This window comes from Rheinheimera sp. KL1, from assembly GCF_001275035.1.
GTDB classification, from domain to species: Bacteria; Pseudomonadota; Gammaproteobacteria; order Enterobacterales; family Alteromonadaceae; genus Pararheinheimera; species Pararheinheimera tangshanensis.
The window spans coordinates 1-23,179 of sequence record NZ_LAMX01000012.1; the positions used below are offsets into that span (position 1 = coordinate 1).

Sequence of the window (23,179 nt, forward strand, 5' to 3'; positions counted from 1 at the left end):
AGCATAAGCTGGAAAATCTCATCACGGGATTGGTATTAATTCCGGGGAAAGGTCACAAATAAGGTAAAGCTATTAACCGGATTCGTAACAGCCTCGCCGTTCCGTTATGCCGAAAATTTCTACACACTGTGCCTTATTCCATTCTTGTGGCTTAAGGATACGCTTCAATGTTTACCGTTAAAACCTGCAAAACAAATAGAAAACCCTTAGTGCAGCTGTGTCTGGCTTTCTCTTTTTCAGGCTTATTCGCCTGCGGTACAGCACGGGCAGAGACAGCGCCCTCGAGCTTTGACAACCCTATTATTAAATACGATACCCAGGACCCAACCCGGCAGGTGGGCGACTTGATCTACACCGCAGATCCGGCCGCTTTGGTGCTAGGTGATACCCTGTATCTGTATAGCACGCACGACGAGGCGCTGCCGGATGGCAAAGACTACCGCATGTACGACTACCGGCTTTGGACTAGCAAAGACTTAGTCACCTGGCAAAACAAAGGCGCAGTTTTTCGCTACTCAGACTTTGCCTGGGCCAGAGGCGATCAAAAAACTGGCAATGCTTACGCTCATCATGTGATCCACCGTAAAGATCAATCAGGCAAATCTAAGTACTACTTTTATGCCGCAGTAGAAGGTGGACAAACCGGAGGGAAATTTGGTTTTTCCATTGGCGTGGCCGTATCGGATAGCCCTGAAGGCCCCTTTAAAGACGCCCGCGGTATGCCGATGATTTTGCTGGAAGATACCGCAAAAGATAAAGACCACACCTGGCGCAATATAGACCCAGCTGTCTTTATTGATGACGACGGCAAAGCCACTTGTATTGGGGCAATCAGCAATTATGGTGGGTGGAACTGGAAGCTGATTTAGTCCATCTGAAAGGCGAAAGCTACAGCTTGGATGCAGAAGGAAAAATGCAAAATCGCGATACCAGCAAGGTGAAAATCCACAGGGTAGATACTTTGCCTAATTTCGAAGAAGGCCCTTATCTGTCAAAACACAACGGTATTTATTATCTGGTATACGCGGCAGGTTTTCCGGAAAGTCTGGCCTATGCCACCAGCTCATCTGCCACAGGTCCCTGGAAATATCAGGGCATCATTATGCAGCCACTGCCCAACACCACCACTATTCACCCGGCTATGTTCGATTTTAATGGCCAGACCTATCTGGCCTATCACAGCGCCGACCTGCCGGGAGGTGGCAATTACCGCCGCTCAGTCAGCCTGGACAGAGTGTATTTCAATAAAGACGGCACTATAAAACCCATAGTAAGAACCTCTAAGAAGTAGTGCGTAGGTCTGCGAAACAGCCCGAACCATCTGTTTATTCACAAGACACAACAAGGAAAAGGAACAAGATGAAAACTAACTTTATCAATCGCAGCTCCTCGCACTTTGGCCTGTTCCGGCAGAGCCTGTTGCTGGCTGCTTGTTTGTTCACAGCACAAGCTGTGGCGCAGGCCAACGATGTAATGACGCCCATCACAGCGCCCGATCAAAGCAATGCCATAGAGCTTGGCACAGGGCCGCTGCCTGAAGCCAAGGCACAAGAATCCTGGCATTCGCAGTATGGCAGCAGATTTGCGCGGAATGTCACGGTGGCCACCCTGACGCCCTTTTTACCCGATGCCAGCAATGCCTGCGGCGCGGCGGTCATTGTGGCTCCTGGCGGTGGTTTTCGCACCTTGTCGATGGATAATGAAGGCTGGGATGTTGCCAAAGCTTTAGCCAAACAAGGCATTGCAGCCTTTTTACTGAAGTATCGCTTAAATCAAACCCCGGCCGATATGGCGGCCTTTGAGCAAGAAATGGCGCAGATGTTTTCCGGCACAGCCCGCCGTCCACCCCGCCCAGATCCGGCCGAAATGGCCACTCGTCTGGCGCCACAGCTGGAGGATTCAAATGCCGCCTTTGCACTTATTCGCAAACGCGCCACTGAATGGAAAGTCGATCCGGACCGTATTGGCATGATAGGTTTTTCTGCCGGTGCCATGCTGACAATGGCCACTACACTGGTAGGTAAAGACGCCAAACCTGCTTTTATCGCCAATATCTACGGCCCATTGGCTGAAGTCAAAGTGCCTGCCGATGCGCCACCATTATTCGTCGCCCTTGCTGCAGATGACCCATTTTTCGCCAATGGTGACTTTGACTTGATCAAAAACTGGCAACTAGCAAAAAAGCCGGTCGAGTTTCACTTTTACGAGCAAGGCGGTCACGGCTTTGGCATGTATCCAAAAGATACTACAAGCACAGGCTGGTTTAAAGCCTTTAGCAGCTGGCTAAAAATGCACGGCATGATGCAGCCTAAGGCCAAAGCATAACGCAGCTAAAGTGGCTGCTGATTATAAATTCATCCCAATCACACTCCACGGCGCTCTTTACGGGCGCCGCTATATGTTGGTTTGTTGTTTCACCTGCAGAATTTCTGATGCTTGTATATGGCTCGGGCCACATAAACCTGATGGCTCTAACTGGTAACGAATCGCTGCTTTTCACTGAAAGCGGACATTGTTGAAAATTGATAAAACATAGCTCTCAAAAATTTCGAGACAACAGCGAATTGCTGGGACAGTTTATCAATGCGTGGATTATTTATTTCGCGTTTCAAGATATCACCGATTTTTGGACAATAACGATGTGTCCAAATTCAGTTGATCACTGCACTCTTAGTATCGATTTCTAAAGCGCTTAATCGAAGTAAATCGATTTAATGTTGGCCACCCCAATTTCTCATTTCAGTATTGCCAAAAAGTGTACAACACACTACCTTGGAACAGGAACAGAAAACGTCATCATGGCTGCATAGATTGGACGGCATATGCAGCAGTTAAGTAGCTGTAGTTTTTGAATGCCGTGTTTTGTCTTGTTACGACCAAATGCAACGATGCATGTTAATACACATTAACGTGCATCCATTTATTTGGCGGGATTTATAAAAAACGAATGTCTGCAAATAAGGCAAAGCGACATTTGTTTTTTTCGAGAGAACCTACTCTGAATGTTCACAATTTGCTCTTTACAACCAACGGACAGCAACCCTACCAACTACCTGGATCAGTTCCCTGCGGACAATCCTTCACCTATCAGAAGTATGCTTTCTCAGTTTTTACTTTACGTCACGTTCTTTTGACGATGCAAAAGAAAGCGGCTGGCACAAGACGAAAGCTGTTAAGTAAACATTTTTGCAGTACTCCTCGCACTAAAGCATAAAGTTTCTGCTCAGTTTTCCACCAAACTCTTTAATCTAAGTGCAAGATCCACAACAGCATTTGCATTCATACAGCCTTTTTGCTTATGCTGCCAAAAGCATACAAAAGGCCGCAGCGATGATAGAACTTCACCAGTATTGTCCGGAGCAAAAACAATGGCAGATCAGCGATTTTCAGGCGCTGCATTACCCTTTGCTCACCGATACCAAAATCTGGATTAATTTGACGGCCGCCAATCAGATGGAACAGCGGCAAGTGCTGGAGTTTTTCCGTATTCATCCTCTAATCGCTGAGGATTTTTTACGTGAACGTCATCCACCGAAGATGGAGTTCAGCGACAGCTTTAGTCTGCTGATTTTGCGCGGCTTTTCTGGCTCAGATTTCAGTGATTACCCAGGCCATAGTCAGATTTCTGTATTGTTTAACGACCAGGTGCTTCTGGTGAAATACCATAGCCAGCTAGACGATAGCAAAATTGATCTGCCGTTTTCAGCCATGGTCGGTATAGAGAAGTTTAAAGACTGGATAAAAAAATATATTCATGCAGTTTCCGCCACTTATCTGGAAAAGCTGCTGCAGTTTGAAGACGAGCTGGGTGAGTTGGAAGATAGTATGCAAAGCAACGGTAACGATCAGAAAATGGCGCAAATTATGAAGTACCGCTCGGTATTTCGGAAAATTGACCGCAATCTGGCCTACCAGAAAGAAATGTTTTCGGATCTGTTATACGAAGAAGATGCCAGTCATCCATTTAAACGTCATTTTGATTCGATAGAATTACGTGATTTTTACGAGAAGTTTGAACGCCTGCACAGTATGACGCAGATGTACTATGACCAATTGAGTGATTTAGTCGGCAGTTATATTTCGACCTCGTCACATCAAATTAACGAAAAAATGAAAGTACTGACTATGCTCAGTGCCGTCTTTATTCCACTGACCTTTATTGTGGGTGTGTACGGCATGAACTTTAAATATATGCCTGAGCTGGACAACCCCGAGGGCTATTATATTACTTGGGGTCTTATGCTTGGATTGGCAGTAGGCCTGCTGGCCTATTTTAAAATCCGCCGTTGGTGGTAACGCTGTAGCCTAATAGCAAACAGCAGGAGCGGTTTGATGGTTGAAAATACCCAACTGGATATTGAAGAGATAGTCCGCGACAGTTTTGATGAAAACGAAACTGAACAGCTGGCAGAAAAACTGGACCAGTTGGAGCCGGAAGAGATAGCTTTTGCCCTTGAAGCTATGCCACTGGAACAGCGGGTTGGTACCTGGTTAACGCTGGAAAAAGAACAACAAATCGCCGCCTTAACCTATATGAGGGTGGATGCACGCAGCAACATCTTCAAGCAGCTCGAAACAGCACAATTGCATGAGCTGGTTGAAGAAATTGATGTTGATGATCTGATTGAACTGCTGGACGAATTACCGGACGCTATTTATCAGTACGCCTGCTCACGACTGGACCAAAGCGAAAAACGCTGGCTGGATCAGGCCTTAACTTACGATGATGAACAATGTGGTCGTTATGCTGACCACGATGTACTGATTGTAAGCAAAAACGCCAAAGTGCGGGATGCAGTGCGCTTATTTAAAAAACTAACCGAAGATGCTGAATACCAGGAAGCCTTGTTTGTGGTCGACCGCACCGGCCGTTATGTCGGTTTATTGCAGGGCATACGCTTATTAGGTCAGCCTAACCATATGCCTGTGGTGGAGTTTATCGACGCTGAAGCACCCGTAGTACAAGGGGATATGGGATTAGATGAAGGCTCTGATTTAGTAGCTCGCTCTGGTTATAGTGCTTTGGCTGTGGTCGATAGCGAAGGCAAACTCTTAGGTCGTTTATCTATAGGTGAAGCACTGGAAAACGTGCGGCGTAGCCTCGAAGGCCAGTTTATGCATACGGCAGGTCTGGACGAAGAGGAAGACTTATTCGCCCCTATTATCAACAGTGCCAAACGCCGTGCTTTATGGTTGGGTATCAACTTACTGACCGCCTTTTTAGCGGCCTGGACCATAGGTTTATTTGAAGCCACCTTACAGCAAGTGGTAGCACTTGCTGTGTTAATGCCGATAGTCGCCTCGATGGGCGGAATTGCCGGTAGCCAAACCTTAACCTTGATTATCCGGGGTTTAGCCCTAGGGCAAATTACGCCCCAAACTTACTGGACTTTAATGCGTAAGGAGTTAGGGGTCGGCGCTATTAACGGCGTGCTCTGGGCTTTGGTCATAGCGGGTATCACCTATTTATGGTTTGGTGACTGGATTATTGCCACAGTGATCAGTCTGGCCATCGTAATCAATATTTGTGTCGCCGCTTTCAGTGGTGTGGTGATCCCGGTCTGGCTGGAAAAAATGAAGATAGACCCCGCCCTGTCAGGCTCAGTGATACTAACTACGGTTACAGACGTGATAGGTTTTTTTGCCTTCCTGGGCTTAGGTTCTTTGTTTTTGCTTTAATGTAAATTTTTTGATTTTATACAGATACTTGGCTGGGAAAGCGCACTAGAATACTCATAACAAAAAAATTAAAGGTGTTGTTATGAAAATTGCGGTTTTATCGCGCAATAGTGAGTTGTATTCGACCCGCAGGTTGGTCGAAGCGGCCGAAGAAAGGGGTCACCAGATTGAGGTGATAGACCCGCTGATGTGTTATATGAACATCAACAAAACCAAATCCGGCATTCACTACAAAGGTGAAGTGCTGGAGCAGTTTGACGCCGTGATCCCTCGCGTTGGTGCCTCTATTACCTTTTATGGCACTGCAGTATTGCGTCAGTTTGAAATGATGGGCGTGTATGCACTGAATGAATCCAGCGCCATCAGCCGTGCCCGCGATAAACTCTGCTCATTGCAACTCTTAGCCCGCGAAGGCATAGGTTTGCCTATTACCGGCTTTGCCGATAAACCCGGTGATATTCCTGATTTAATCGACATGGTTGGTGGCGCACCGCTGGTGATTAAACTGCTGGAAGGCACTCAGGGGATAGGTGTTGTACTGGCGGAAACCCGCACCGCAGCGGAAAGCGTGATTGAAGCTTTTATGGGCCTCAATGCCAATATTCTGGTGCAGGAATACATCAAAGAAGCCAATGGCGCCGATATCCGTTGTTTTATTATCGGCAATAAAATTGTCGCTTCGATGAAACGACAAGCTAAAGCTGGTGAATTTCGTTCCAACTTACACAGAGGCGGTACAGCCTCTTTGGTCAAACTGAGCGCAGAAGAAAAACGCACTGCCCTTGCTGCGGCCAAAACCATGGGTTTGCATGTAGCAGGGGTGGATATTTTGCGCTCGAACCACGGCCCAGTGGTGATGGAAGTCAACAGCTCACCGGGCTTAGAGGGGATTGAAGGTGCAACCGACATAGATGTGGCTGGCCGGATGATTGAATATCTGGAAAAACATGTGCCTTTGCATCAGGCGCGCATGCAGCAAAAAGCACTGCAAAAACAGCAGGGGAAAAAGTAAATGTCGACAATTGAAGGCAAGCTCGTGCTGGCGGAGAAACAACAGGCTTTTACTTTAGGTGGCACAGTGATCCAGCCAGGCCAGCGTGCTGTGGTGGATATTCCTTTTGGTAAACTTTATACCCACACTGAACTGAATATAGGCGCTCATGTGGTGCATGGTAAAAGACCGGGCCCTGTGCTTTTAATCACTTCGGCTTTGCATGGCGATGAAATTAATGGCGTGGAAATATGCCGTCGTCTGCTGAAAATGCCGAAACTCAGCCAGTTGCGCGGCACCCTGATCGTTGTGCCTATCGTCAATACTTATGGTTTTGTGCAGCAATCGCGTTATCTGCCGGACAGACGGGATTTAAACCGCAGCTTTCCGGGCAGTGAAAAAGGCTCACTCGGCAGCCGCATGGCGTATCAGTTTACCGAACGAATTTTAAAACAATGCACTCATGTCATTGATTTACATACGGGTGCTATTCATCGCAGTAACCTGCCTCAGGTGCGCGCCAGTGCCAAGGACAAAGTAGCGTTGCAAATGGCCGAGGTGTTTAACGCTCCTATTATTATCAAAGCAGCCAGCCGGGAAGGCACTATGCGTGGCACAGCCAACGCCTTGGGTATTCCAATTATTTTATACGAAGCAGGTGAAGCGCTGCGTTTTGATGAACAGTCAATCAAAATTGGCGTGCATGGCATTTTAAATGTGATGCAAGACCTTCGGATGTTTAGCCCCAGCAAAAAAGCCGTCAAAACAGGCTCTTTATTCAGTAAAAAAAGTAGCTGGATCAGAGCAGAGCACGACGGCATAGCGCGGTATTACGTGGGTTTAGGTCAGACGGTACAACAAGGCGATGTACTGGCCCATATCTACAGCCCCTACTCCGATTTTGAAGTAGCGGTTGAAGCCAGTTTTAACGGCATAGTGATAGGCCGCAATAACTTACCACTGGTGAATGAAGGCGAAGCTTTGTTTCATATAGCAGAAGTCAGCTCGTTGGATGAAGCAGAAAAAACCCTGGATGCCATCACAGACGAGGTCGATGCTGCGATGCCATCCATATTGGGCGTGGTGTAAGAATGGGGTCAGAAGACCCCATTTTGTTATAACGGACTAGCTTTAGGCGCTATACCCACAGTGGCTATGCGTTGCCCTACCATTTCACGGACGGAAAGTGTCACTTCGCTAAAGTCTTTGCTGGCACCCAACACAGCCTGGTCTGCTAAAGTCTGACGCAATAATTCATCCAGCGACACCCCTCCTTCAGCCGACAATTCGATGCCATAGGAATGCTGCAAGTCTTCCACTTTGGTATAGCCTTTTAAGCGTAATTCGGTCGCAGGCAGCTCCTGATGGCTGGTTTCAGACACTCCGGCGCAGACCAAATCGACAAATTCGCGCGCCTCTGGTTTCATCACAATAAACAAATGATCACCGGCATGCAGCAAGGTTGACCCACGGGGCGGGATCACCTCATTACCACGAGTGATCATCGCCACCACAGTTCCATCAGGCAAAGCCATTTGGGATAAACGACGCTTTGCCGCTCTCGAATTATCTCCCAGTTGGTATTCGACTATGTCCGCATCAACATCACCCAAAGCAGTGATCTCGAGCGTTGCCGCAGGCGTTACTGGTGGAGGTTCTGTCAGTCCCAAAGTACGAGCCACCCAGGGTAAGGTAGAACCTTGAATGGTGGCTGAAATGAGCACTACGAAAAACACCACACTAAAAATCAGCTCTGCGCCAGGTAAACCATAAATCAGCGGGTAAATCGCCAGAATAATAGGCACTGAACCCCGTAACCCGACCCAGGATACTAAGGTCATTTCGCGCGCATTAAAACCAAATATCTTCAACACCGGCAGCACAGACAAAGGTCTGGCGATCAGGATCAACACTGCAGCTATGCAAAGCCCTTCCAGCCAGACATCAAGCAAGGAAGAAGGGTTAATCAGCAAACCTAAAAATACGAACATGATAATTTGGCCCAACCAGGCCAAACCGTCGTGAAACAAAAAGGTACTGCGCTGAAAAACAAAACGGCTATTGCCTATCACCACACCAGCAATAAAAATGGCAAGGAAACCACTGCCGCCTAAATTGGCGGCCACGCCAAAAGCCAATAAACCCAAAGCGGCCACCATAACGGGGTATAAACCTGAGGTGGTTAAATGGATACGGTTAATAATACGCACGGACAACCAGCCACCAGCTAAACCTACTGCCGAGCCGATCCCCATTTGCTGAATAAACAGCATCAATAAGCCGGTCCCTGGTTCCAGCCCTTTGACCATCACTTCCAATAAACCTACGGTCAGGAAAATTGCCATAGGGTCGTTGGTTGCACTTTCAATTTCCAGCGTCGATTTTAGTCGCGGATTGATATGAATACCGGCGTTACGCAATAAGGAAAATACCGCGGCAGCATCAGTAGAACCGACTATGGCACCAATGAGTAAGCCATAAAACAACGATACATCCAGAATATAGGCGGCAGCTACACCAGTGATAGCTGAGGTGACTAATACACCTAAAGTAGCCAGTACAGAGGCGGGTTTCCACACTTGCTTAATAGAGGCCATGGGGGTTTGTAGACCACCATCAAACAGAATAACAGCTAAAGCCAAAGAACCCAGCGCATGGGCAATTTGCGCATTATCAAAGACGATACCACCTGGGCCATCTTCCCCTGCCAGCATACCGACCATTAAAAACAGCACCAGTACGGGCAACCCCAGGCGGGCCGACAACTTGCTGGATAAGATGCCAAAAATAATCAGAATGGCGGCTAATAAAATAATTTGGTCAATCACAAACATAAATAGGGTTCTCACATTGTGGCTACAGGCCAAACCTACAGCAGAACTTCATTTTGCAGCACCTGACTTTTTAAAGTAGGAGACTGCCTGACACTACAGCTGAGTTAACTTAAAACCACAGGAGGAGCACGTGCCAAAAAAGGCAGTAAGGAAAAGACATTCCATCTTGTCACTAAATAGCTATAAGTTTGGCTGAATACCGGGCTAAGGACTTTCTGATGCAATTGAACCAGACTATTGTCATCGTCATCGGACAACGTCATGTGTTTGACAGGTGAAGCCGCCGAGGTCAGTTGGGCCAGGCTATGGCTGGCTGAAGTTTGAGGTGACTCCAGCCACTGTTGGGCAGCCGAAAACTGCGCCGAGGGAAGCAGTGAACTTAAATAAAAAAACAGCGCAACAAAACTTAACAGCCTCATAGTCAACCACCTGAAAGCATAAGAGAAACAACCCCTTGGTCTACAAAGTTCGTGAGTAAGTGTGTTGATCATACCATCGGATCGGCAGCACAACCTGACAAATTTAACCAAAAGATCAGGTTTTTCAGTCTTCTACCTCATATGCTTTCACCAATAGTCTTTAAAAGGCCGGATTTGAACGCATATCTGTTCCAGCCCCTTGTCCTTTGTTGATTTTTTATGCTGTGATGAACACGCGACCAACCGCCTAAAACAACAACAAAAAGGATTTCAGAATGCGTCTGCTTCCCCTCGCCTGCCTGATCAGCTCAGCCTTGCTCAGCACCAGCACTATAGCTGTAACCAAAGACTTAGCCGCAGCTATTCACACCGATTATCAACAGCATCTGGAACCGCTGTTTAAACACTTTCACCAAAACCCTGAACTGTCTTTTATGGAGTTTAAAACAGCAGAGCGCTTAGCCAAAGAGCTCAAAGCGGCTGGCTTTGAAGTGACTACCGGAGTAGGTAAAACCGGGGTCGTCGCTATTTTAAAAAATGGCAAAGGACCACTGGTGATGATGCGCGCAGATATGGATGCTTTGCCGGTAGAAGAAAAAAGTGGTTTGCCTTATGCGTCCAAAGTAAAGAGCAAAGATTGGCACGGCAACGAAGTTCGGTGATGCACGCCTGTGGTCATGATATGCATGTCACCAGCTTAATTGGCACAGCACGTCAGATGGTTAAAATTAAAGATCAGTGGCAAGGCACTTTAATGCTGATAGGCCAGCCTGCAGAGGAGTATGTTGGTGGTGCACAGAGCATGCGTGACGATAACATCTGGCAGCGTTTTGGCACACCGGATTACGCCATGGCGCTGCATGTGTCCAGCGAAATTGAAGCAGGTAAAATTGTTGCTGTCGAAGGTTCGCCCTACTCTGGTGTCGATTCGGTGGATATTCATATTCATGGCGTTGGTGCACATGGCGCCAGCCCGCACCGGGGTAAAGATCCGATCGTCTTAGGCTCCCAAATCGTGCTGGCACTGCAGACTATTGTCAGCCGGGAAGTAGCGCCAAAAGAGCCCAGCGTCATTACCGTTGGCTCTTTTCACTCAGGCTCGAAGCACAATATTATCCCCGACTCAGCTCATTTACAGCTGACAGTACGTAACGATACTTTAGAAACCCGAGAGCAGCTGATTGGCGCTATTAAAAGAGTAGCGACCAATATGGGCCGGGTCGCGGGTTTGCCTGAAGATAAACTGCCTGAAGTGACAGTAGACCCACAAACCACACCACCTACAGTGAACGATATTCCACTGACACAACGTTTAAAGCAGCGCTGGGTCAGTCACTTTGGTGCAGATATTCTGGATCAGAATTACAAACGTTTAGGTATGGGCGCAGAAGATTATCCGTTTTTAATTATGAACCCGACCATTCAGAGTGTGTATTTTCAGATTGGCGGTACACCCAAAGAGGACTTTGAGCGGGAAAAACAAGGCGGCGCACCTGTGCCCAGCCATCACAGCCCTTTATTTAAAATTGCACCAGAGCCTTCGATTAAAGCCGGTGTGGAAGCAACTGTGGTGGCTTTGCTGGATCTGATGCCAAAACACTAAACGAGGCTTCAGAGAATGCAAACCAAGGCTTGCCTCAGGCAGGCCTTTTTGTAAGATAAAGTTACAAATGAGTTTCGACTCGGGTGACAATTCAGGTTAGTCTGATAGTCACATCCTCAGTCCGGCTGTTTCAAACCGATGATGTTCCATAATCAATAACTAAAAGGAAAACGCAACGTGCGCCATTCATTATTAGCTCTTAGCATTGCCGCATTACTGGCAGGCTGTAATCCGGCACAAGATACCAAAACAACCACCGCAGCCGCAGCTGAACCTGCGACAGCAGCAGAAACTAAAGCAGCGTTATCTGAATCAGAGCGGCTAAACCAGTGGTTTGAAACCAAATACGAAGAGCAGCTGCAAATGAGTCCGCTGCAAATGACCTTCTTAGGTCGTAAAGATAAGCAAGATCAGATTGACGACGTGACAGAAGAAGCCGAAGACAAGCAATTGGCCTGGGCTGCCGCTTCTGTTGAAGAATTAAAATCTCAGTTTGATTACAGCAAGTTAGATACGGAAGCCAAAACTTCGTACGACTTATGGGTTTATCAGTATGAACAAAGTCGTGACGCTGCCGCATTTCGTGTAAACACTTATGTGTTTAATCAGATGCAAGGTGTACATGCGTTATTGCCTCAAGTCTTGATGAACTTCCATAAAGTTGACGAAGTGGTCGATATGGAAGCCTATGTCAAACGTATTGGCGGCATTGCCAAAGCTATTGCTGACTTGCAGCAACGTGCCGCTAAGTATGCTGAAGCAGGTGTACGCCCACCACGCTTTGCGTACGAAGGTGTATTGGAACAAGTCAATAACCTGTTAGACGGCGCGCCTTTTAAACAAAGTGACAAAGACGCTCCTTTATGGGCTGATGCCAAAGCTAAAGTGGAAGCGTTGAAAAAGGCCGACAAACTGGATGATAAAAAAGCTGAACAGTTACTGGCTGACGCGAAATCAGCTTTAACCACTCAGTTCCAACCTTCTTATGAAGCCCTGTCTGCTTTTTTAACCAGCGAACTGGATAAAACTCAGGTTAATGTGACGGGTGTATCGACTCAGCCTAACGGCGTGGCGTATTACAACCATCGCTTAGCCCAATCAACAACAACCAACTTAACTGCGGATGAAATTCACCAGATAGGTTTAAATGAAGTTGACCGTCTGACCAAAGAAATGAATGCGATTAAAGATAAAGTGGGCTTTAAAGGTTCTCTCAAAGAGTTCTTTACCTTTATCAAAACTGATGCACAATTTTTCTATCCGGATACAGATGAAGGCCGTCAGGGTTATTTAAAAGACTCAGAAGCTTATTTAGCCTTTATTGAGAAAAAGCTGCCTGAATACTTCGGTATTCTGCCCAAAGCGGCTTTAACAGTAAAACGGGTGGAAGCCTTCCGTGAACAACCAGGTGCGGCTCAACATTATTACCCTGGCACGCCAGATGGTAAACGTCCTGGTATTTACTACGCGCATTTATCTGATATGAAACAAATGCCGAAAAATGAAATGGAAGCCATCGCTTACCATGAAGGCAGCCCGGGCCACCATATGCAGATTTCTATTGCACAAGAGCTAACCTCAGTACCAACTTTCCGTACCCAGGCTGGTTTTACTGCTTATGTTGAAGGCTGGGCTTTGTATTCTGAGTTACTGGCCAAAGAAATGGGCGCTTACCAGAGCGACTACTCTGATTTTGGCCGTTTAATCACGGAAATGTGGCGCGCAGTGCGTTTGGTGGTCGACACAGGTATGCACAGCAAAGGCTGGACTGAACAACAAGGTATTGAGTATTTCAAAGAAAAAACCCCTGTTGCTGAAGGTGCAGTCACTTCTGAAGTGCGTCGTTATTTAGTGTGGCCAGGTCAGGCAACAGCCTACAAAATTGGTATGTTAAAAATTCTGGAAATCCGCGCTAAAGCCAAAGAACAGTTAGGCGACAAGTTCGATATCAAAGGTTTCCACGATACAGTGTTAGGTGGTGGTGCCTTGCCATTACAAGTACTGGAAAAACGTGTGCAGAACTGGGTCGATAGTGTAAAAGCGGCTTAAGTTCCGGACGACCTGTTGAAAATGGCCCGTTTAAGGGCCATTTTTTTGCCAAACACTTCAATTCGATGCAACCAATTTTACATTGCAGGCGTATTGATTAGGCTTTTTCTCACTACAGGATAATTTTATGTTTAGTTATGTCACTTTAGGTTCAAACGATTTAGATAAATCAGTTGCCTTTTATTTGGAGCTGTTAAAAGAGCAAGGTGCTAAGACGTTGATCAAAATGGACCGCATTGTATTTATCGGCAAAAGTATGCAAAGCCCTATGCTGGCTATTTGTATTCCTTACAACAAAGAACCAGCGACACCAGGTAACGGTACTATGCTGTCTATCGCTCCAGGCACTAAAGAGAAGGTAGATGAGCTGTATCACAAAGCTCTGGCGCTGGGAGCAAGCTGTGAAGGTGCTCCAGGTCAACGTATTGAAAAAACCTTTTACGGTGCTTACGTACGGGATTTAGACGGCAATAAGCTTTGCTTTAATCATTTCGGCTAATTTTCATACCACTACCAGGGCAGATTTAGGTGAAGCCTGAGTCTGCTCTTGATTTCTTCGCCCTCTTCATGTTAAATAATTGTAAACAAAAAACACTATTCTCCTCCTCCGGATAGAACCATTTGCGAAAGGATTCTTTGATGCGCGCTTTACTGCTGTTCACTAGTCTTGCTTTTAGTCCATTTGTCTACTCAGATATGCTCGATGCCTTACAACAGTATGAGCAACAAGACTATCAAAAAGCCTCTGCAGAATTTTCCTCACTCTTACCCTTGGGGAATGAACTGGCCGCTTTTAACCTGGCCGTTATGCATTACAAAGGGGAAGGTAGAAAAGCCGATACAGTCAAAGCTCTGGCTTATTTTCAACTGGCCGATGCGCTCGGAGATAAAAGAGCGTCAGCTCTTGCCAAATCTGTCGCAACTAAACTGTCAGCAGAGCAGCAGCAACAAGCGACTGAGCTATTTCAGGAACTACTAAGCAAAGTACAGATCCGTGATTTGCCTGATGACGAAGTGGATTTAACTGCTCTGCCTGAAGTGATCAGCCGTAAAGCTCCGGCTTATCCGAAGGAGGCGGCTCACAGCGGCATTTTCGGTTACACAGTGATGAAGTTTTTAATAGATGAGCAAGGTCATGTCGGCACAGTGGAAGTGTTGGGATCCTTTCCTGACAAAACCTTCAACAAAGTATCTGTCAAAGCGGTTAAATCATGGAAATATGCTGCCACAGGACAAAAACACCAAGGTAAAGTGATGCTGCACTACAGTCTGGGGCCTTTAAAGGAATATCAGGTGAAGGCCTTTATGCAGCAGCATAAGTTAATGGATTTTGCTGTTGCTGGCTCCCCCCAACACCAATTCTTGCTGGGTACTCTGCTGGATATGCTGGCAACTAACTCTAGCTATGTTGTGCAGGCGGATAAAAATCTGGCTTTAGAGCCAACCGCCGAATTACCAGCCCAGCTCTTTGACCGCAGATCCGGCTTCAGTAGCCGTATCGAAGGTTTTTCTGGTACAGCCATGGTAAAAACTGATGTGACTGGCAAAGTGACTGAAGTGCTAAATGCCGACAAACTAAGTAAGCAGCAAGCCAATACTCTGCTGCTGGGCAAAGTACTGGATGAAGATGCCAGCAATGGCGTTTTCAGACTCTGGGCCGATCCTGGCAAAACGACCTATGTCACTCCTGTTGTTTATGTGTCTGAATTACATACTGGCGGCTATTGGTGGACTGTGGCGGCGAAAAACGGCAATTTAGCAGCACAACGCCAATTGGCCATGGTATCTGAGTCCTGGGAGAATTATCTGTTACAGCGCAACGATCCCCAGGTACAGGCCTGGAGTGGCGTTAGAAAAATACTGCAGGGGAACAATGCTGAGGGTCAATTACTGCTGGATAAAGCGGTAGCGCAAAACTACGAAACCGCGGCGGAGCTTAAAGCCGCACTTTAAGCTCTGTCGACACATCAGCCCACCTCTGCGTGGCTTTTTTAACGCTCAGACTTCTTTTGTAAAGCCTCATGCATATCCTCCAGTCGTACCCCTCTGGTATCTATACCGTGGCGATGCAATAACAATGCAGCGGTAACCAAAGCAGCCATAATCAACAAGGCCGACCACGCCATCTGGTCGAACACACCAATGACACCAAGTAAAGCCCCTAAAATACCACCAAACTTTGAGCTGGCAGCCACTATACCAGAACCAGTGCCACGCAAATGCACCGGATAAATCTCTGCCGCGTAAGGGATCAGCATGGCGATCACCCCACTGGAGCTGACCAGCAGCAACGCAATGGATACAGAGAGCAAGGTCACAGAACGGCTATCGAGCCAGTCAAACAAGCAAAAACTTAGCAAAGACAAAGCTGTTAACAGAATAAACAGCAATAAGGTTTTTATGCTACTCCAGCTGTGATACAGCCAGATCACCACTGCCACGCCTGGCAATGCAAAAAAGGCGGATTTGGTGATGATAGCGCTGGCCTGCCTTGCTAAGCCCATTTCGCCTAAATTGGTTGGCAGCCATAACATAAAACCAAAGTTCACCAAACCCCAGGCCACACCGGCCGCCACTAAACCTAAAGTAATACCAGCATAATGCCCTTCTAACAGCTGTTTAAATCCTGTTTGCTCAGAGGCAGGCTCTTCCTCGACCACTATGCTGCTTTGATCCTGCGCCTGAACCCCACTGAAACGCTGTAGCACCAGGCGGGCTTCGCTGGTTAAACCTTTACTGGCAAGATAACGCGGAGATTCCGGAATATAACGGTTTAAAAAAATAACCAACAAACCTGTCGGCAACCCCAACATCCATAAAACACGCCAGCTAAACATGGGCTCTAATAACGCAGCAGAGCCAGAAGCAACCAGATAACCGGCTGCAGTGCCAAAGCCCCCCAGAGCCACTAAGAGCCAGCCTCGGTGAGCCGACGGAATAGTTTCTGCCATCAAGGTAAAGGTAATAGGTAATAAGCCCCCGCTGACATCCCCATTAAAAAGCACATCACCAGATTCCATTCAAAAGTTGGCATAGCACCACAAATCGCGGTACCAATAAACATCAGTGCTGACAACAAAATAGCGGCTCTGCGACCAAACAAATCCGCCATCAGGCCCCAAAGCACTGAGCCTATGGTGGTGCCCGTTAAAGCCACCAGAGCCAAAACGCCAGCTTCTTTTGAACTGATACCATATTCAGCTTTCATACCCGGCATAACAAAACCCAAAGTGGCAGGTTTCATTACATCCACTATCACAGCAGCCATCAGCACCATGACTAAGGTCCAATGTTCTTTGTTGAGCGGTAACTGATCCGCTATATGAAAATGCAATCTGCTGTGATCTGCAGTGCGAAGTTGCTCTAGCCTTGGCATCAATCCATACATGGCAAACAGCAAACCCAACGGAATAAGTCCCATACCAATCAACATAGTATTGTCCATCGGCATACCCACCATCTGATAATTCATATGAGAAGCGTGGATAAACATGGGCACATGAGCCAGAACCCCCAAAGTGATAGCAATACAGCCCAGCCAAAAGGCGAACGGATGGTAAAAATTGATTCCCTGAGATTTCATGGTACTTGTCTCTGTGATTGGCCCCTGCTGAGGCTCTGATGTAAGCGCAAAGCATACCGGGCAACTTGCTTGAATAGCAAGAATAGAAACAGCAGCCTGCAGATAAAAGCTGTTGATTAGAAAACAAAAATTAGCGCTGTTTTGGCTGGCAAATTCAGCTACCATAAATCTTCGTTCTGTCAGCCTTACACCAGACTGTAAGGACAGTTTCTTTGCCCTACTCCATCTGAGGATTGTATGCGCCCTTTGTCTGTTGCCCTGCTTTGTTTATGGAGTGGTTTTGCTCTGGCCAAACCCGGTGAACTGGTATTTTCCAGCGACTTTGAACAAGACGCCCATCAGTGGAATATTCTTGCAGGTTGCCAGCGTAGCTCTGAAATGGCGCGAACTGGTACAAGCGCTTTATTTTGTCAGGATGGCAGCAGCTCGTTAGTCAGCCGCTATCCTGTGTCTGAACTGGGTTTGCTGGAGTTTTGGGTCAAGCCTCAGTCCGCTTTTGCCAGCTACCGTATTAATATTCTGACCTCCTCTTCTGTCGCTTTGGATGCGCAGTGGCAACAGGTTGGCTTAATTGAAGCACCTGCTGGCACTGAAGCTTATATGGCACATCGGGTTTCTATCGATGATCCGGGTCGTAAGTATCTGCGCTTAGATATAGAAACCTTGCATGGTGGTCTTGCACTGGACGATGTGACTCTGGAACGTATCTTACTCGACACAGCGCTGCAGAAAAATGAGCAGAAAATTATTACCGGTATTCTGGATAAACTTCAAACCAATAAAAACTACGAATTACAAAGCGAGTCGTTCCGAACTATTGGCAAAAACTACGCGGCACAGCTGGAGAGTCAGCGCCAGTACCTGGAGTACGCCAACGCTATTTATTCAACCATTACCTTTGCACTGGCCAGTTCAGAGCGCAATAAAATGTCCAATCCAATGGCCTACTCCTCATTTCGTACTATTCTGGCCGATACCAAAAGAGTGGCTTCGCCTTTACAGCAAGCCCGGCTCAATTCAATGGTGAAACCTTTTGGTGATTTAACCACTGCGACTTTGACCGTGGTCAGTGGTGGGTTATACGCCGCTTTTGCGGAGCCTTTTAAGTCTTTCCTGGCCACAGCTTTTGATAAATCTAATTATGAAAACGCCGATTTAAACCGCAAAGATCGTAAATTTGCCGAGGAGAATGGTTTAAAAATTTACGAGCAGGCAGAGAAGTTTTTAAACGAGCTGGAAAAAGAGCTGGTGCAAGTATCCGCCCTGGAAAACGATTTGCAAAGCATGCTGAAGATGGTGGAAGTATTTCGCAAAGATTTAGATAAACACCTGCGCGATTATCTCCAACACGCCGGTCTTGCCCGCACTCAGGAAAACTACAGCAGGGTGATGAGCAAAGAAGACTCCATTCGTGCTCTGATCATTAACGAAGTGGGTGAAAATGTGACCAATAAAGCTCAGGGGTATCTGGCCGCCAATGACAATACGCAGCTTATCCAATACATGTTAAAAACCTCTGAGCAGCTCGAAGGCATGCAGGAATTTAAAGAACGTTTTAACCAAATCACTTCGTCGGCTATTACCTTTTACGACAGATTTGAACGCTCAGTCGCACCGGATCAAAACCCATTCACTGACGCCAAAGACAAAGCGGCCTGGGAGCAGCATGCACAAAAAGCCCGCAGCTATATCAGGCAATCCAAAGAGGCCTTCGCCAAGGCTTATATGTAAGGGATAAACAAAGCAAAGAAACCAGTCAAAGTACAAGAACTTTGACTGGTGAAAAGACATAAAGTTATTTAGTAGTGCGTGGTTTGGCTTTTGGTTTTGCCTTAGGTTTTACTTTGTTGGCACTGTCCAGATCAATCCGGGTTTCGCTGGCTTTATTAGAGCGGCCTGATAGCACCTTGCGCGAAATACTTTTGAGCAATGACTCACGGTTACTGACTTCAAAACCAGGTACCAGCACTCGTTTAATTTTACTGCCGATCAACTTTTGGATGCGCTCTAAGGTTTGCTCTTCTTCACGACTGACAAATGAAATCGCCTGCCCTTCAGCACCTGCCCGGCCAGTGCGACCTATGCGGTGTACATAATCTTCCGGCAGATAAGGTAAGTTAAAGTTAACCACATAATCCAGCCCCTGAATATCCAAACCTCGGGCTGCAACTTCAGTGGCGATTAATACCTGTAACTTAGCGGATTTGAAATCAGCGATAGCACGGCGTCGTGCGCCCTGACTTTTATCTCCATGACACACAGCGGCTTCAATACGGCGTTGTTGTAAACCTGCTAACAAGCGGTCAGCCTGCTCTTTGGTACTGGTAAAAACCAACACCTGAAACCAGTTATTTTCTGCTAACAGCTGTTCGAATAATTCGATTTTGCGGCTTTCTTCCACCGGATACACCACGTGGTGCACTGTATCTGCAGTACTGTTGGTTTTCGCCACCCGGATTTGCTGATGATTTTTCAGAATTTTATGCGACAACTCATTTACTGCTGGTGAGGTTGTAGCGGAGAACAACATGGTTTGGCGTGAAGTGGCTGTCATTTGAATAAGTTTCAGCACATCCGTAACAAAACCCATATCCAGCATACGGTCGGCCTCGTCCAGCACGACAAATTCAACATCAGTTAAAATCACATTGCCAAGAGCCATATGCTCAATTAAACGGCCCGGTGTACTGATGACAATATCGACACCGGCTTGTAGTTTATTCGCCTGCCCGCCCATTTTTACGCCACCGTACAGTGCCGTCACGCTCAAAGGCACAAACCTGGCATACGCAGAAACAGACTCGGCGATTTGCTCAGCTAATTCACGGGTTGGAGTCAGAATTAAGGCGCGTGGGCGCTGTGCCACTGTATCTTTTGGTTTATCCAGCATGCGTTGTAACAAAGGAATAGCAAAAGCAGCCGTTTTTCCCGTACCTGTTTGTGCTGTAACTTGTAAATCTTTACCACGACGAGCCGGCACTATCGCCTGCTCCTGTACCGGAGTCATAGTACTGTAGCCGCATTCAACCAAAGCGCGTTGTAAATCCGGAGCTAAATCTAAAGATGAAAATTGCATAAGAGTTCCTCTGTAGAATAGCTACAGTAAAAAATGAGGGCAGAATATACAGTATTTTAGCGGTAGAAGAGACAATTCTTTGTGATTGAATGAATTTTACGCAGTTTTTCTGTACTTTTCAGCTGCCAGAGGCAAGCTGGTTTTCAATTAAAAAGTGAAATGCTTATCTGCAGCGACAAGCATCCAGAGTATTAACCTTCGTCAGCTTCGTCGATGTCAAAGCCAAGTTCACGTGGTTTATGTTTACAGGCACGAGCAAGAATTTCTACATAGAAACTCTCCAACTCTTGAGCCACAGCAGCATCAATATGTTTATTGATTTCAGAGGTGAAAATCTTTTCAGCTTTCTCTTCAGACGCACCAAAGCGGCAATCAAAAGTCCAGTAATCCATACCTACAGGCAGGGTTTTACGGCGCTCTCTGTTCAGATACTTTTTAATATCATATTTAATGGAGTCTACCCAGCGGGCCGGTTGCAGTTTGGGGTGGGTCAAAGCTATGGTTTTTTTCATTACAAATCCTGAATAGGTAGGCCGGCGCGCATTCTACATGGAAGAGCGCAAGATAACTATAGCCAGCTCCTGCACAAAGCAGGTCAAATACCGCCAACTACTTCCAGTATTCGCTGATTTTTATCACTTTGTTGGCACGAAACTCAAATACAACCAGATGATTCTGCGCCCCCCTTATGCACTTCCTGCTGTTCTGGGGCCACAGTGTTGTAACCAGCTACTTGCTTGAGAATACGATACCGGGGTTCAGCTTTATCCTACCTGCCCAAGGCTTGCAACCGTATCGTATTGTCTTACAGTTGTTTTTTGCTGTAGTTCCCACCATAGACATCGTGCCGATATACAAAGTCATGGCTATAAAATACAAAAGCTAGTATTCATGCAGACTCGGGCTTAACGGTAAAAAGTTTGAGGTCAAGGCTGCGTCAGCTTCGACTCTGAACTTTTCCGAAGTTAATACCATAACTTTCTGGTTAATGACTCACAACCTTAGAAAACACCTGCATAATCACTACACCAGCGATGATCAAAGCTATGCCAACCAGAGCTGGTAAATCGAGTTTCTGACCAAATAAAAACCAGGAGATGGTGGTGATCAGCACTATACCAACCCCAGACCAGACTGCGTAAGCTATGCCTATAGGAATAACTTTTAGGGTGAGTGACAGAAAGTAAAAAGCGATGGCGAACCCAACAACTACAGCCACTGAAGGCCAGAGTTTGGTGAAGCTTCGCTGGCTTTAAGGGATGACGTGGCGATCGTTTCAGCTACTATAGCTGTGGCTAAAAATAACCAGTGTTTCATTGCAGCTCTCCTTTAGTCAGTGGTCCGGCTTAGCTGTCCCTGCTGAGTAAATTCTGATACATCTGTGCCAACAGTTCAGACATGTGCTGTTGCTGCTGCGAAGTCAAGCCTGCCAGCATTTTGCTGGCTATCTGGCGTTTTTTTATTTGTAACTGCGTAGCGACGTGTTGGCCTTGGCCTGATAATACTAATAATTGCCGCCTGCCATCGCTCGGATCGGTATGACGCTGCACTAAGGCAGCCTGCTGCAAGTCATTTAACAACCGGGTAATTTGTGCTTTATCCCGCCTTAACAATTCCGACAGTTGTTGCGCTGTGCAGCCGGTTGTTCTGGCGATCAGTAACAGTAAGCGGCCATGCATAGCAGTTAAGCCTGGTAATTCAGGCCCGAGTTGCTGGAAAAACTGCCCTCTGAGTTCAGCAGTAAGTTGCTGTAGTTGATCCAGTACATCCTGTTTTTGTTCCATGATCGTTCCTCATCACACAGACAGATAGTTGACTTTATCCACAAACACACAGATAATTAAGTTGATTATATCAACTAAAAAGCAATTTACCAAAGCTCAAACTAGCCCACAATGAGGTATTTATGTCAGATATACACAGTTGCCCAACCTGTAATGCCAAAGCAAGGCAAGTGAGAGATGCAGACTCAGGAGAACTCAGGCTTAAAGCCATACAGAACGATGAAGCTGCTGCCAAAATTGCTCAGTTAAAGCTGTTGTTGGAGAAAGAGAAAAACCGGAATGAGCGGCTAAAAGCTAAACTTGCCGAACTGGATGGACAGCCTGAGGTTTAATTATGAGCTGAGTGGCTTAACTGACCCACTCAATTTTATTTCATCGTTACAACATCATAGGCAAGAAGTTGGGGAACACGCTGTTGCAGCTGAGTTTCAATCTGATCAAGCTCAGTCAGGCGCTGACAAAACAACACAGATTTTTGCTCCAACTCGTCGGCTTTTAAATCCAGCCCTGTGTTAATTTTTGCCAATAATTCATCTGCGGGTTGCCAGTTCTGGCTTTCAGTCCGTTCAAAATCGTCTTCACTTTGGCGCAAAGCATCACGTAAAGCGTCCCACACCGCGCCGACAGTGTATTTGGCAAGGTCTTTCAGTTGAGTTTTTAATTCCCCATGTAAAAAGGAGTCCAGTTCATTCAGACTTTGTGGTGCCAGATAAAAATGCTCACCGCTGCGGACAAAACGTGAGGTCAGCTGATAGGTGGTTTCGCGGATCAGCGCTTGCCATTCCTCCTGCTGAGCTGTGCTGCCAATACCGACCAACATATTTTCAATGGCCGTCAAACCAAGTTCGACGCTGTCCACCGCTATGGTCACCAGCTCTGGTACAAATTTACGTAACCCCTGAGCGTACTGGCGAACCAACTCCTGCTCTGCCGGGTTTAAGGTGATCCATTCACCCCGGATAAATAGATCTTTATCCTGATTGATCTGAAACACTGTGCGGTTGGTGTTTTGAATACGAATTTGTTCAGGAGAAATAAGAATACCGTGGCGAAAGGCCATATTGCATTCAGCCGCCAAGCCTTGCCAGCTGCAGAACATCAGAAACAGGATCAACACAAGGCGCAAAATATCAACTCTCTTTCAACGGGATTGGTCAGGCA

20 protein-coding genes and 2 pseudogenes are annotated in these 23,179 nt (G+C 46.7%); 14 read left to right on the forward strand and 8 right to left on the reverse strand.

Features of this window, described 5'->3' with window-relative positions:
- The first annotated feature begins 167 nt into the window (after nucleotides 1-167).
- From WH43_RS05040 to WH43_RS05070, 7 genes are all read left to right on the forward strand, one after another.
- Nucleotides 168-869, forward strand: a complete 702-nt coding sequence (locus WH43_RS05040; RefSeq protein ID WP_053423563.1) for a family 43 glycosylhydrolase — start codon at nucleotides 168-170, stop codon at nucleotides 867-869.
- On the forward strand, nucleotides 848-1,291 hold the full coding sequence (locus WH43_RS05045) for a family 43 glycosylhydrolase (protein WP_053423564.1): 444 nt from the start codon (nucleotides 848-850) through the stop codon (nucleotides 1,289-1,291). The genes WH43_RS05040 and WH43_RS05045 overlap by 22 nt, the downstream gene beginning before the upstream one ends.
- Nucleotides 1,292-1,359: 68 nt before the next feature.
- Nucleotides 1,360-2,325 (forward strand): alpha/beta hydrolase, encoded by a 966-nt coding sequence (locus tag WH43_RS05050; RefSeq protein ID WP_053423565.1) that lies wholly within the window; start codon nucleotides 1,360-1,362, stop codon nucleotides 2,323-2,325.
- A gap of 1,005 nt (nucleotides 2,326-3,330) precedes the next feature.
- Nucleotides 3,331-4,296, forward strand: a complete 966-nt coding sequence (locus WH43_RS05055; protein ID WP_053423781.1) for a magnesium transporter CorA family protein — start codon at nucleotides 3,331-3,333, stop codon at nucleotides 4,294-4,296.
- Nucleotides 4,297-4,332: 36 nt separating this feature from the next.
- Nucleotides 4,333-5,679, forward strand: a complete 1,347-nt coding sequence (gene mgtE, locus WH43_RS05060) for a magnesium transporter (protein ID WP_053423566.1) — start codon at nucleotides 4,333-4,335, stop codon at nucleotides 5,677-5,679.
- Between the two features lie 82 nt (nucleotides 5,680-5,761).
- Nucleotides 5,762-6,691 (forward strand): 30S ribosomal protein S6--L-glutamate ligase, encoded by a 930-nt coding sequence (gene rimK / locus WH43_RS05065; protein WP_053423567.1) that lies wholly within the window; start codon nucleotides 5,762-5,764, stop codon nucleotides 6,689-6,691.
- The gene (locus WH43_RS05070; RefSeq protein WP_053423568.1) at nucleotides 6,692-7,759 is read left to right on the forward strand and encodes a succinylglutamate desuccinylase/aspartoacylase family protein; all 1,068 of its coding nucleotides are present in this window, start codon (nucleotides 6,692-6,694) and stop codon (nucleotides 7,757-7,759) included.
- A 26-nt stretch (nucleotides 7,760-7,785) separates the two neighbouring features.
- Here WH43_RS05070 and WH43_RS05075 read toward each other — a convergent pair whose 3' ends face one another.
- Complete coding sequence (locus WH43_RS05075; RefSeq protein ID WP_053423569.1) at nucleotides 7,786-9,504, reverse strand: potassium/proton antiporter; 1,719 nt, start codon at nucleotides 9,502-9,504, stop codon at nucleotides 7,786-7,788.
- 104 nt (nucleotides 9,505-9,608) lie between these two features.
- Nucleotides 9,609-9,923, reverse strand: coding sequence for a hypothetical protein (locus tag WH43_RS05080; protein ID WP_053423570.1), 315 nt, complete (start codon nucleotides 9,921-9,923; stop codon nucleotides 9,609-9,611).
- A gap of 275 nt (nucleotides 9,924-10,198) precedes the next feature.
- Between WH43_RS05080 and WH43_RS20340 the strand changes: the two genes are divergently transcribed.
- The 5 genes from WH43_RS20340 to WH43_RS05100 all read left to right on the forward strand — a co-directional run bounded on the left by WH43_RS20340 (nucleotide 10,199) and on the right by WH43_RS05100 (nucleotide 15,528).
- The gene (locus WH43_RS20340) at nucleotides 10,199-10,585 is read left to right on the forward strand and encodes a zinc-binding metallopeptidase family protein (protein ID WP_286049478.1); all 387 of its coding nucleotides are present in this window, start codon (nucleotides 10,199-10,201) and stop codon (nucleotides 10,583-10,585) included.
- Entirely contained in the window at nucleotides 10,561-11,526 is a 966-nt protein-coding gene (locus WH43_RS05085) for an amidohydrolase (protein WP_286049479.1), read from the forward strand. Before WH43_RS20340 ends, WH43_RS05085 begins: the two co-directional genes overlap by 25 nt.
- Nucleotides 11,527-11,703: 177 nt before the next feature.
- Nucleotides 11,704-13,575, forward strand: coding sequence for a DUF885 domain-containing protein (locus tag WH43_RS05090; protein ID WP_053423571.1), 1,872 nt, complete (start codon nucleotides 11,704-11,706; stop codon nucleotides 13,573-13,575).
- A gap of 127 nt (nucleotides 13,576-13,702) precedes the next feature.
- Nucleotides 13,703-14,074, forward strand: a complete 372-nt coding sequence (locus WH43_RS05095) for a VOC family protein (RefSeq protein WP_053423572.1) — start codon at nucleotides 13,703-13,705, stop codon at nucleotides 14,072-14,074.
- Between the two features lie 140 nt (nucleotides 14,075-14,214).
- Nucleotides 14,215-15,528, forward strand: coding sequence for a TonB family protein (locus WH43_RS05100; protein ID WP_053423573.1), 1,314 nt, complete (start codon nucleotides 14,215-14,217; stop codon nucleotides 15,526-15,528).
- A gap of 38 nt (nucleotides 15,529-15,566) precedes the next feature.
- On the opposite strand, the pseudogene WH43_RS21045 reads toward WH43_RS05100, so the two are convergent.
- Nucleotides 15,567-17,323: pseudogene (locus tag WH43_RS21045) on the reverse strand (MFS transporter).
- A 72-nt stretch (nucleotides 17,324-17,395) separates the two neighbouring features.
- Between WH43_RS21045 and bdpA the strand changes: the two are divergent.
- Nucleotides 17,396-18,889 carry a BAR domain-like protein A BdpA gene (bdpA, locus tag WH43_RS05110; RefSeq protein ID WP_053423574.1) on the forward strand — a complete coding sequence of 498 codons (1,494 nt, stop codon included), beginning with the start codon at nucleotides 17,396-17,398 and terminating at the stop codon, nucleotides 18,887-18,889.
- A gap of 64 nt (nucleotides 18,890-18,953) precedes the next feature.
- Here the strand turns inward: bdpA and WH43_RS05115 are convergent, their stop codons facing one another.
- The 4 genes and pseudogenes from WH43_RS05115 to WH43_RS05130 form a co-directional block, all read right to left on the reverse strand.
- Nucleotides 18,954-20,234 carry a DEAD/DEAH box helicase gene (locus WH43_RS05115; protein WP_053423575.1) on the reverse strand — a complete coding sequence of 427 codons (1,281 nt, stop codon included), beginning with the start codon at nucleotides 20,232-20,234 and terminating at the stop codon, nucleotides 18,954-18,956.
- Nucleotides 20,235-20,425: 191 nt separating this feature from the next.
- Nucleotides 20,426-20,746: a DUF6172 family protein gene (locus WH43_RS05120; RefSeq protein WP_053423576.1), complete on the reverse strand. Its 321-nt coding sequence runs from the start codon at nucleotides 20,744-20,746 to the stop codon at nucleotides 20,426-20,428.
- Between the two features lie 473 nt (nucleotides 20,747-21,219).
- A pseudogene (locus tag WH43_RS05125) lies at nucleotides 21,220-21,551 on the reverse strand (DMT family transporter).
- Between the two features lie 29 nt (nucleotides 21,552-21,580).
- On the reverse strand, nucleotides 21,581-22,018 hold the full coding sequence (locus tag WH43_RS05130; protein WP_053423577.1) for a MarR family winged helix-turn-helix transcriptional regulator: 438 nt from the start codon (nucleotides 22,016-22,018) through the stop codon (nucleotides 21,581-21,583).
- A 122-nt stretch (nucleotides 22,019-22,140) separates the two neighbouring features.
- On the opposite strand from WH43_RS05130, the gene WH43_RS20000 reads away from it, so the two are divergent.
- Nucleotides 22,141-22,350, forward strand: a complete 210-nt coding sequence (locus WH43_RS20000; protein ID WP_152342788.1) for a hypothetical protein — start codon at nucleotides 22,141-22,143, stop codon at nucleotides 22,348-22,350.
- 35 nt (nucleotides 22,351-22,385) lie between these two features.
- Here the strand turns inward: WH43_RS20000 and WH43_RS05135 are convergent, their stop codons facing one another.
- Entirely contained in the window at nucleotides 22,386-23,135 is a 750-nt protein-coding gene (locus WH43_RS05135) for a DUF2884 family protein (protein ID WP_229670415.1), read from the reverse strand.
- Nucleotides 23,136-23,179 lie beyond the last annotated feature (44 nt).

Bases quoted from the DNA above. Each gene is read 5' to 3' on its own strand.
- WH43_RS05080 (WP_053423570.1), bottom strand. From the start codon at position 9,923: ATGAGGCTGTTAAGTTTTGTTGCGCTGTTTTTTTATTTAAGTTCACTG.
- WH43_RS05055 (WP_053423781.1), top strand. From the start codon at position 3,331: ATGATAGAACTTCACCAGTATTGTCCGGAGCAAAAACAATGGCAGATC.
- WH43_RS05050 (WP_053423565.1), top strand. From the start codon at position 1,360: ATGAAAACTAACTTTATCAATCGCAGCTCCTCGCACTTTGGCCTGTTC.
- rimK (WP_053423567.1), top strand. From the start codon at position 5,762: ATGAAAATTGCGGTTTTATCGCGCAATAGTGAGTTGTATTCGACCCGC.
- WH43_RS05040 (WP_053423563.1), top strand. From the start codon at position 168: ATGTTTACCGTTAAAACCTGCAAAACAAATAGAAAACCCTTAGTGCAG.
- mgtE (WP_053423566.1), top strand. From the start codon at position 4,333: ATGGTTGAAAATACCCAACTGGATATTGAAGAGATAGTCCGCGACAGT.
- WH43_RS05095 (WP_053423572.1), top strand. From the start codon at position 13,703: ATGTTTAGTTATGTCACTTTAGGTTCAAACGATTTAGATAAATCAGTT.
- bdpA (WP_053423574.1), top strand. From the start codon at position 17,396: ATGCGCCCTTTGTCTGTTGCCCTGCTTTGTTTATGGAGTGGTTTTGCT.
- WH43_RS05100 (WP_053423573.1), top strand. From the start codon at position 14,215: ATGCGCGCTTTACTGCTGTTCACTAGTCTTGCTTTTAGTCCATTTGTC.
- WH43_RS05070 (WP_053423568.1), top strand. From the start codon at position 6,692: ATGTCGACAATTGAAGGCAAGCTCGTGCTGGCGGAGAAACAACAGGCT.
- WH43_RS20340 (WP_286049478.1), top strand. From the start codon at position 10,199: ATGCGTCTGCTTCCCCTCGCCTGCCTGATCAGCTCAGCCTTGCTCAGC.
- WH43_RS05120 (WP_053423576.1), bottom strand. From the start codon at position 20,746: ATGAAAAAAACCATAGCTTTGACCCACCCCAAACTGCAACCGGCCCGC.
- WH43_RS05130 (WP_053423577.1), bottom strand. From the start codon at position 22,018: ATGGAACAAAAACAGGATGTACTGGATCAACTACAGCAACTTACTGCT.
- WH43_RS05075 (WP_053423569.1), bottom strand. From the start codon at position 9,504: ATGTTTGTGATTGACCAAATTATTTTATTAGCCGCCATTCTGATTATT.
- WH43_RS20000 (WP_152342788.1), top strand. From the start codon at position 22,141: ATGTCAGATATACACAGTTGCCCAACCTGTAATGCCAAAGCAAGGCAA.
- WH43_RS05115 (WP_053423575.1), bottom strand. From the start codon at position 20,234: ATGCAATTTTCATCTTTAGATTTAGCTCCGGATTTACAACGCGCTTTG.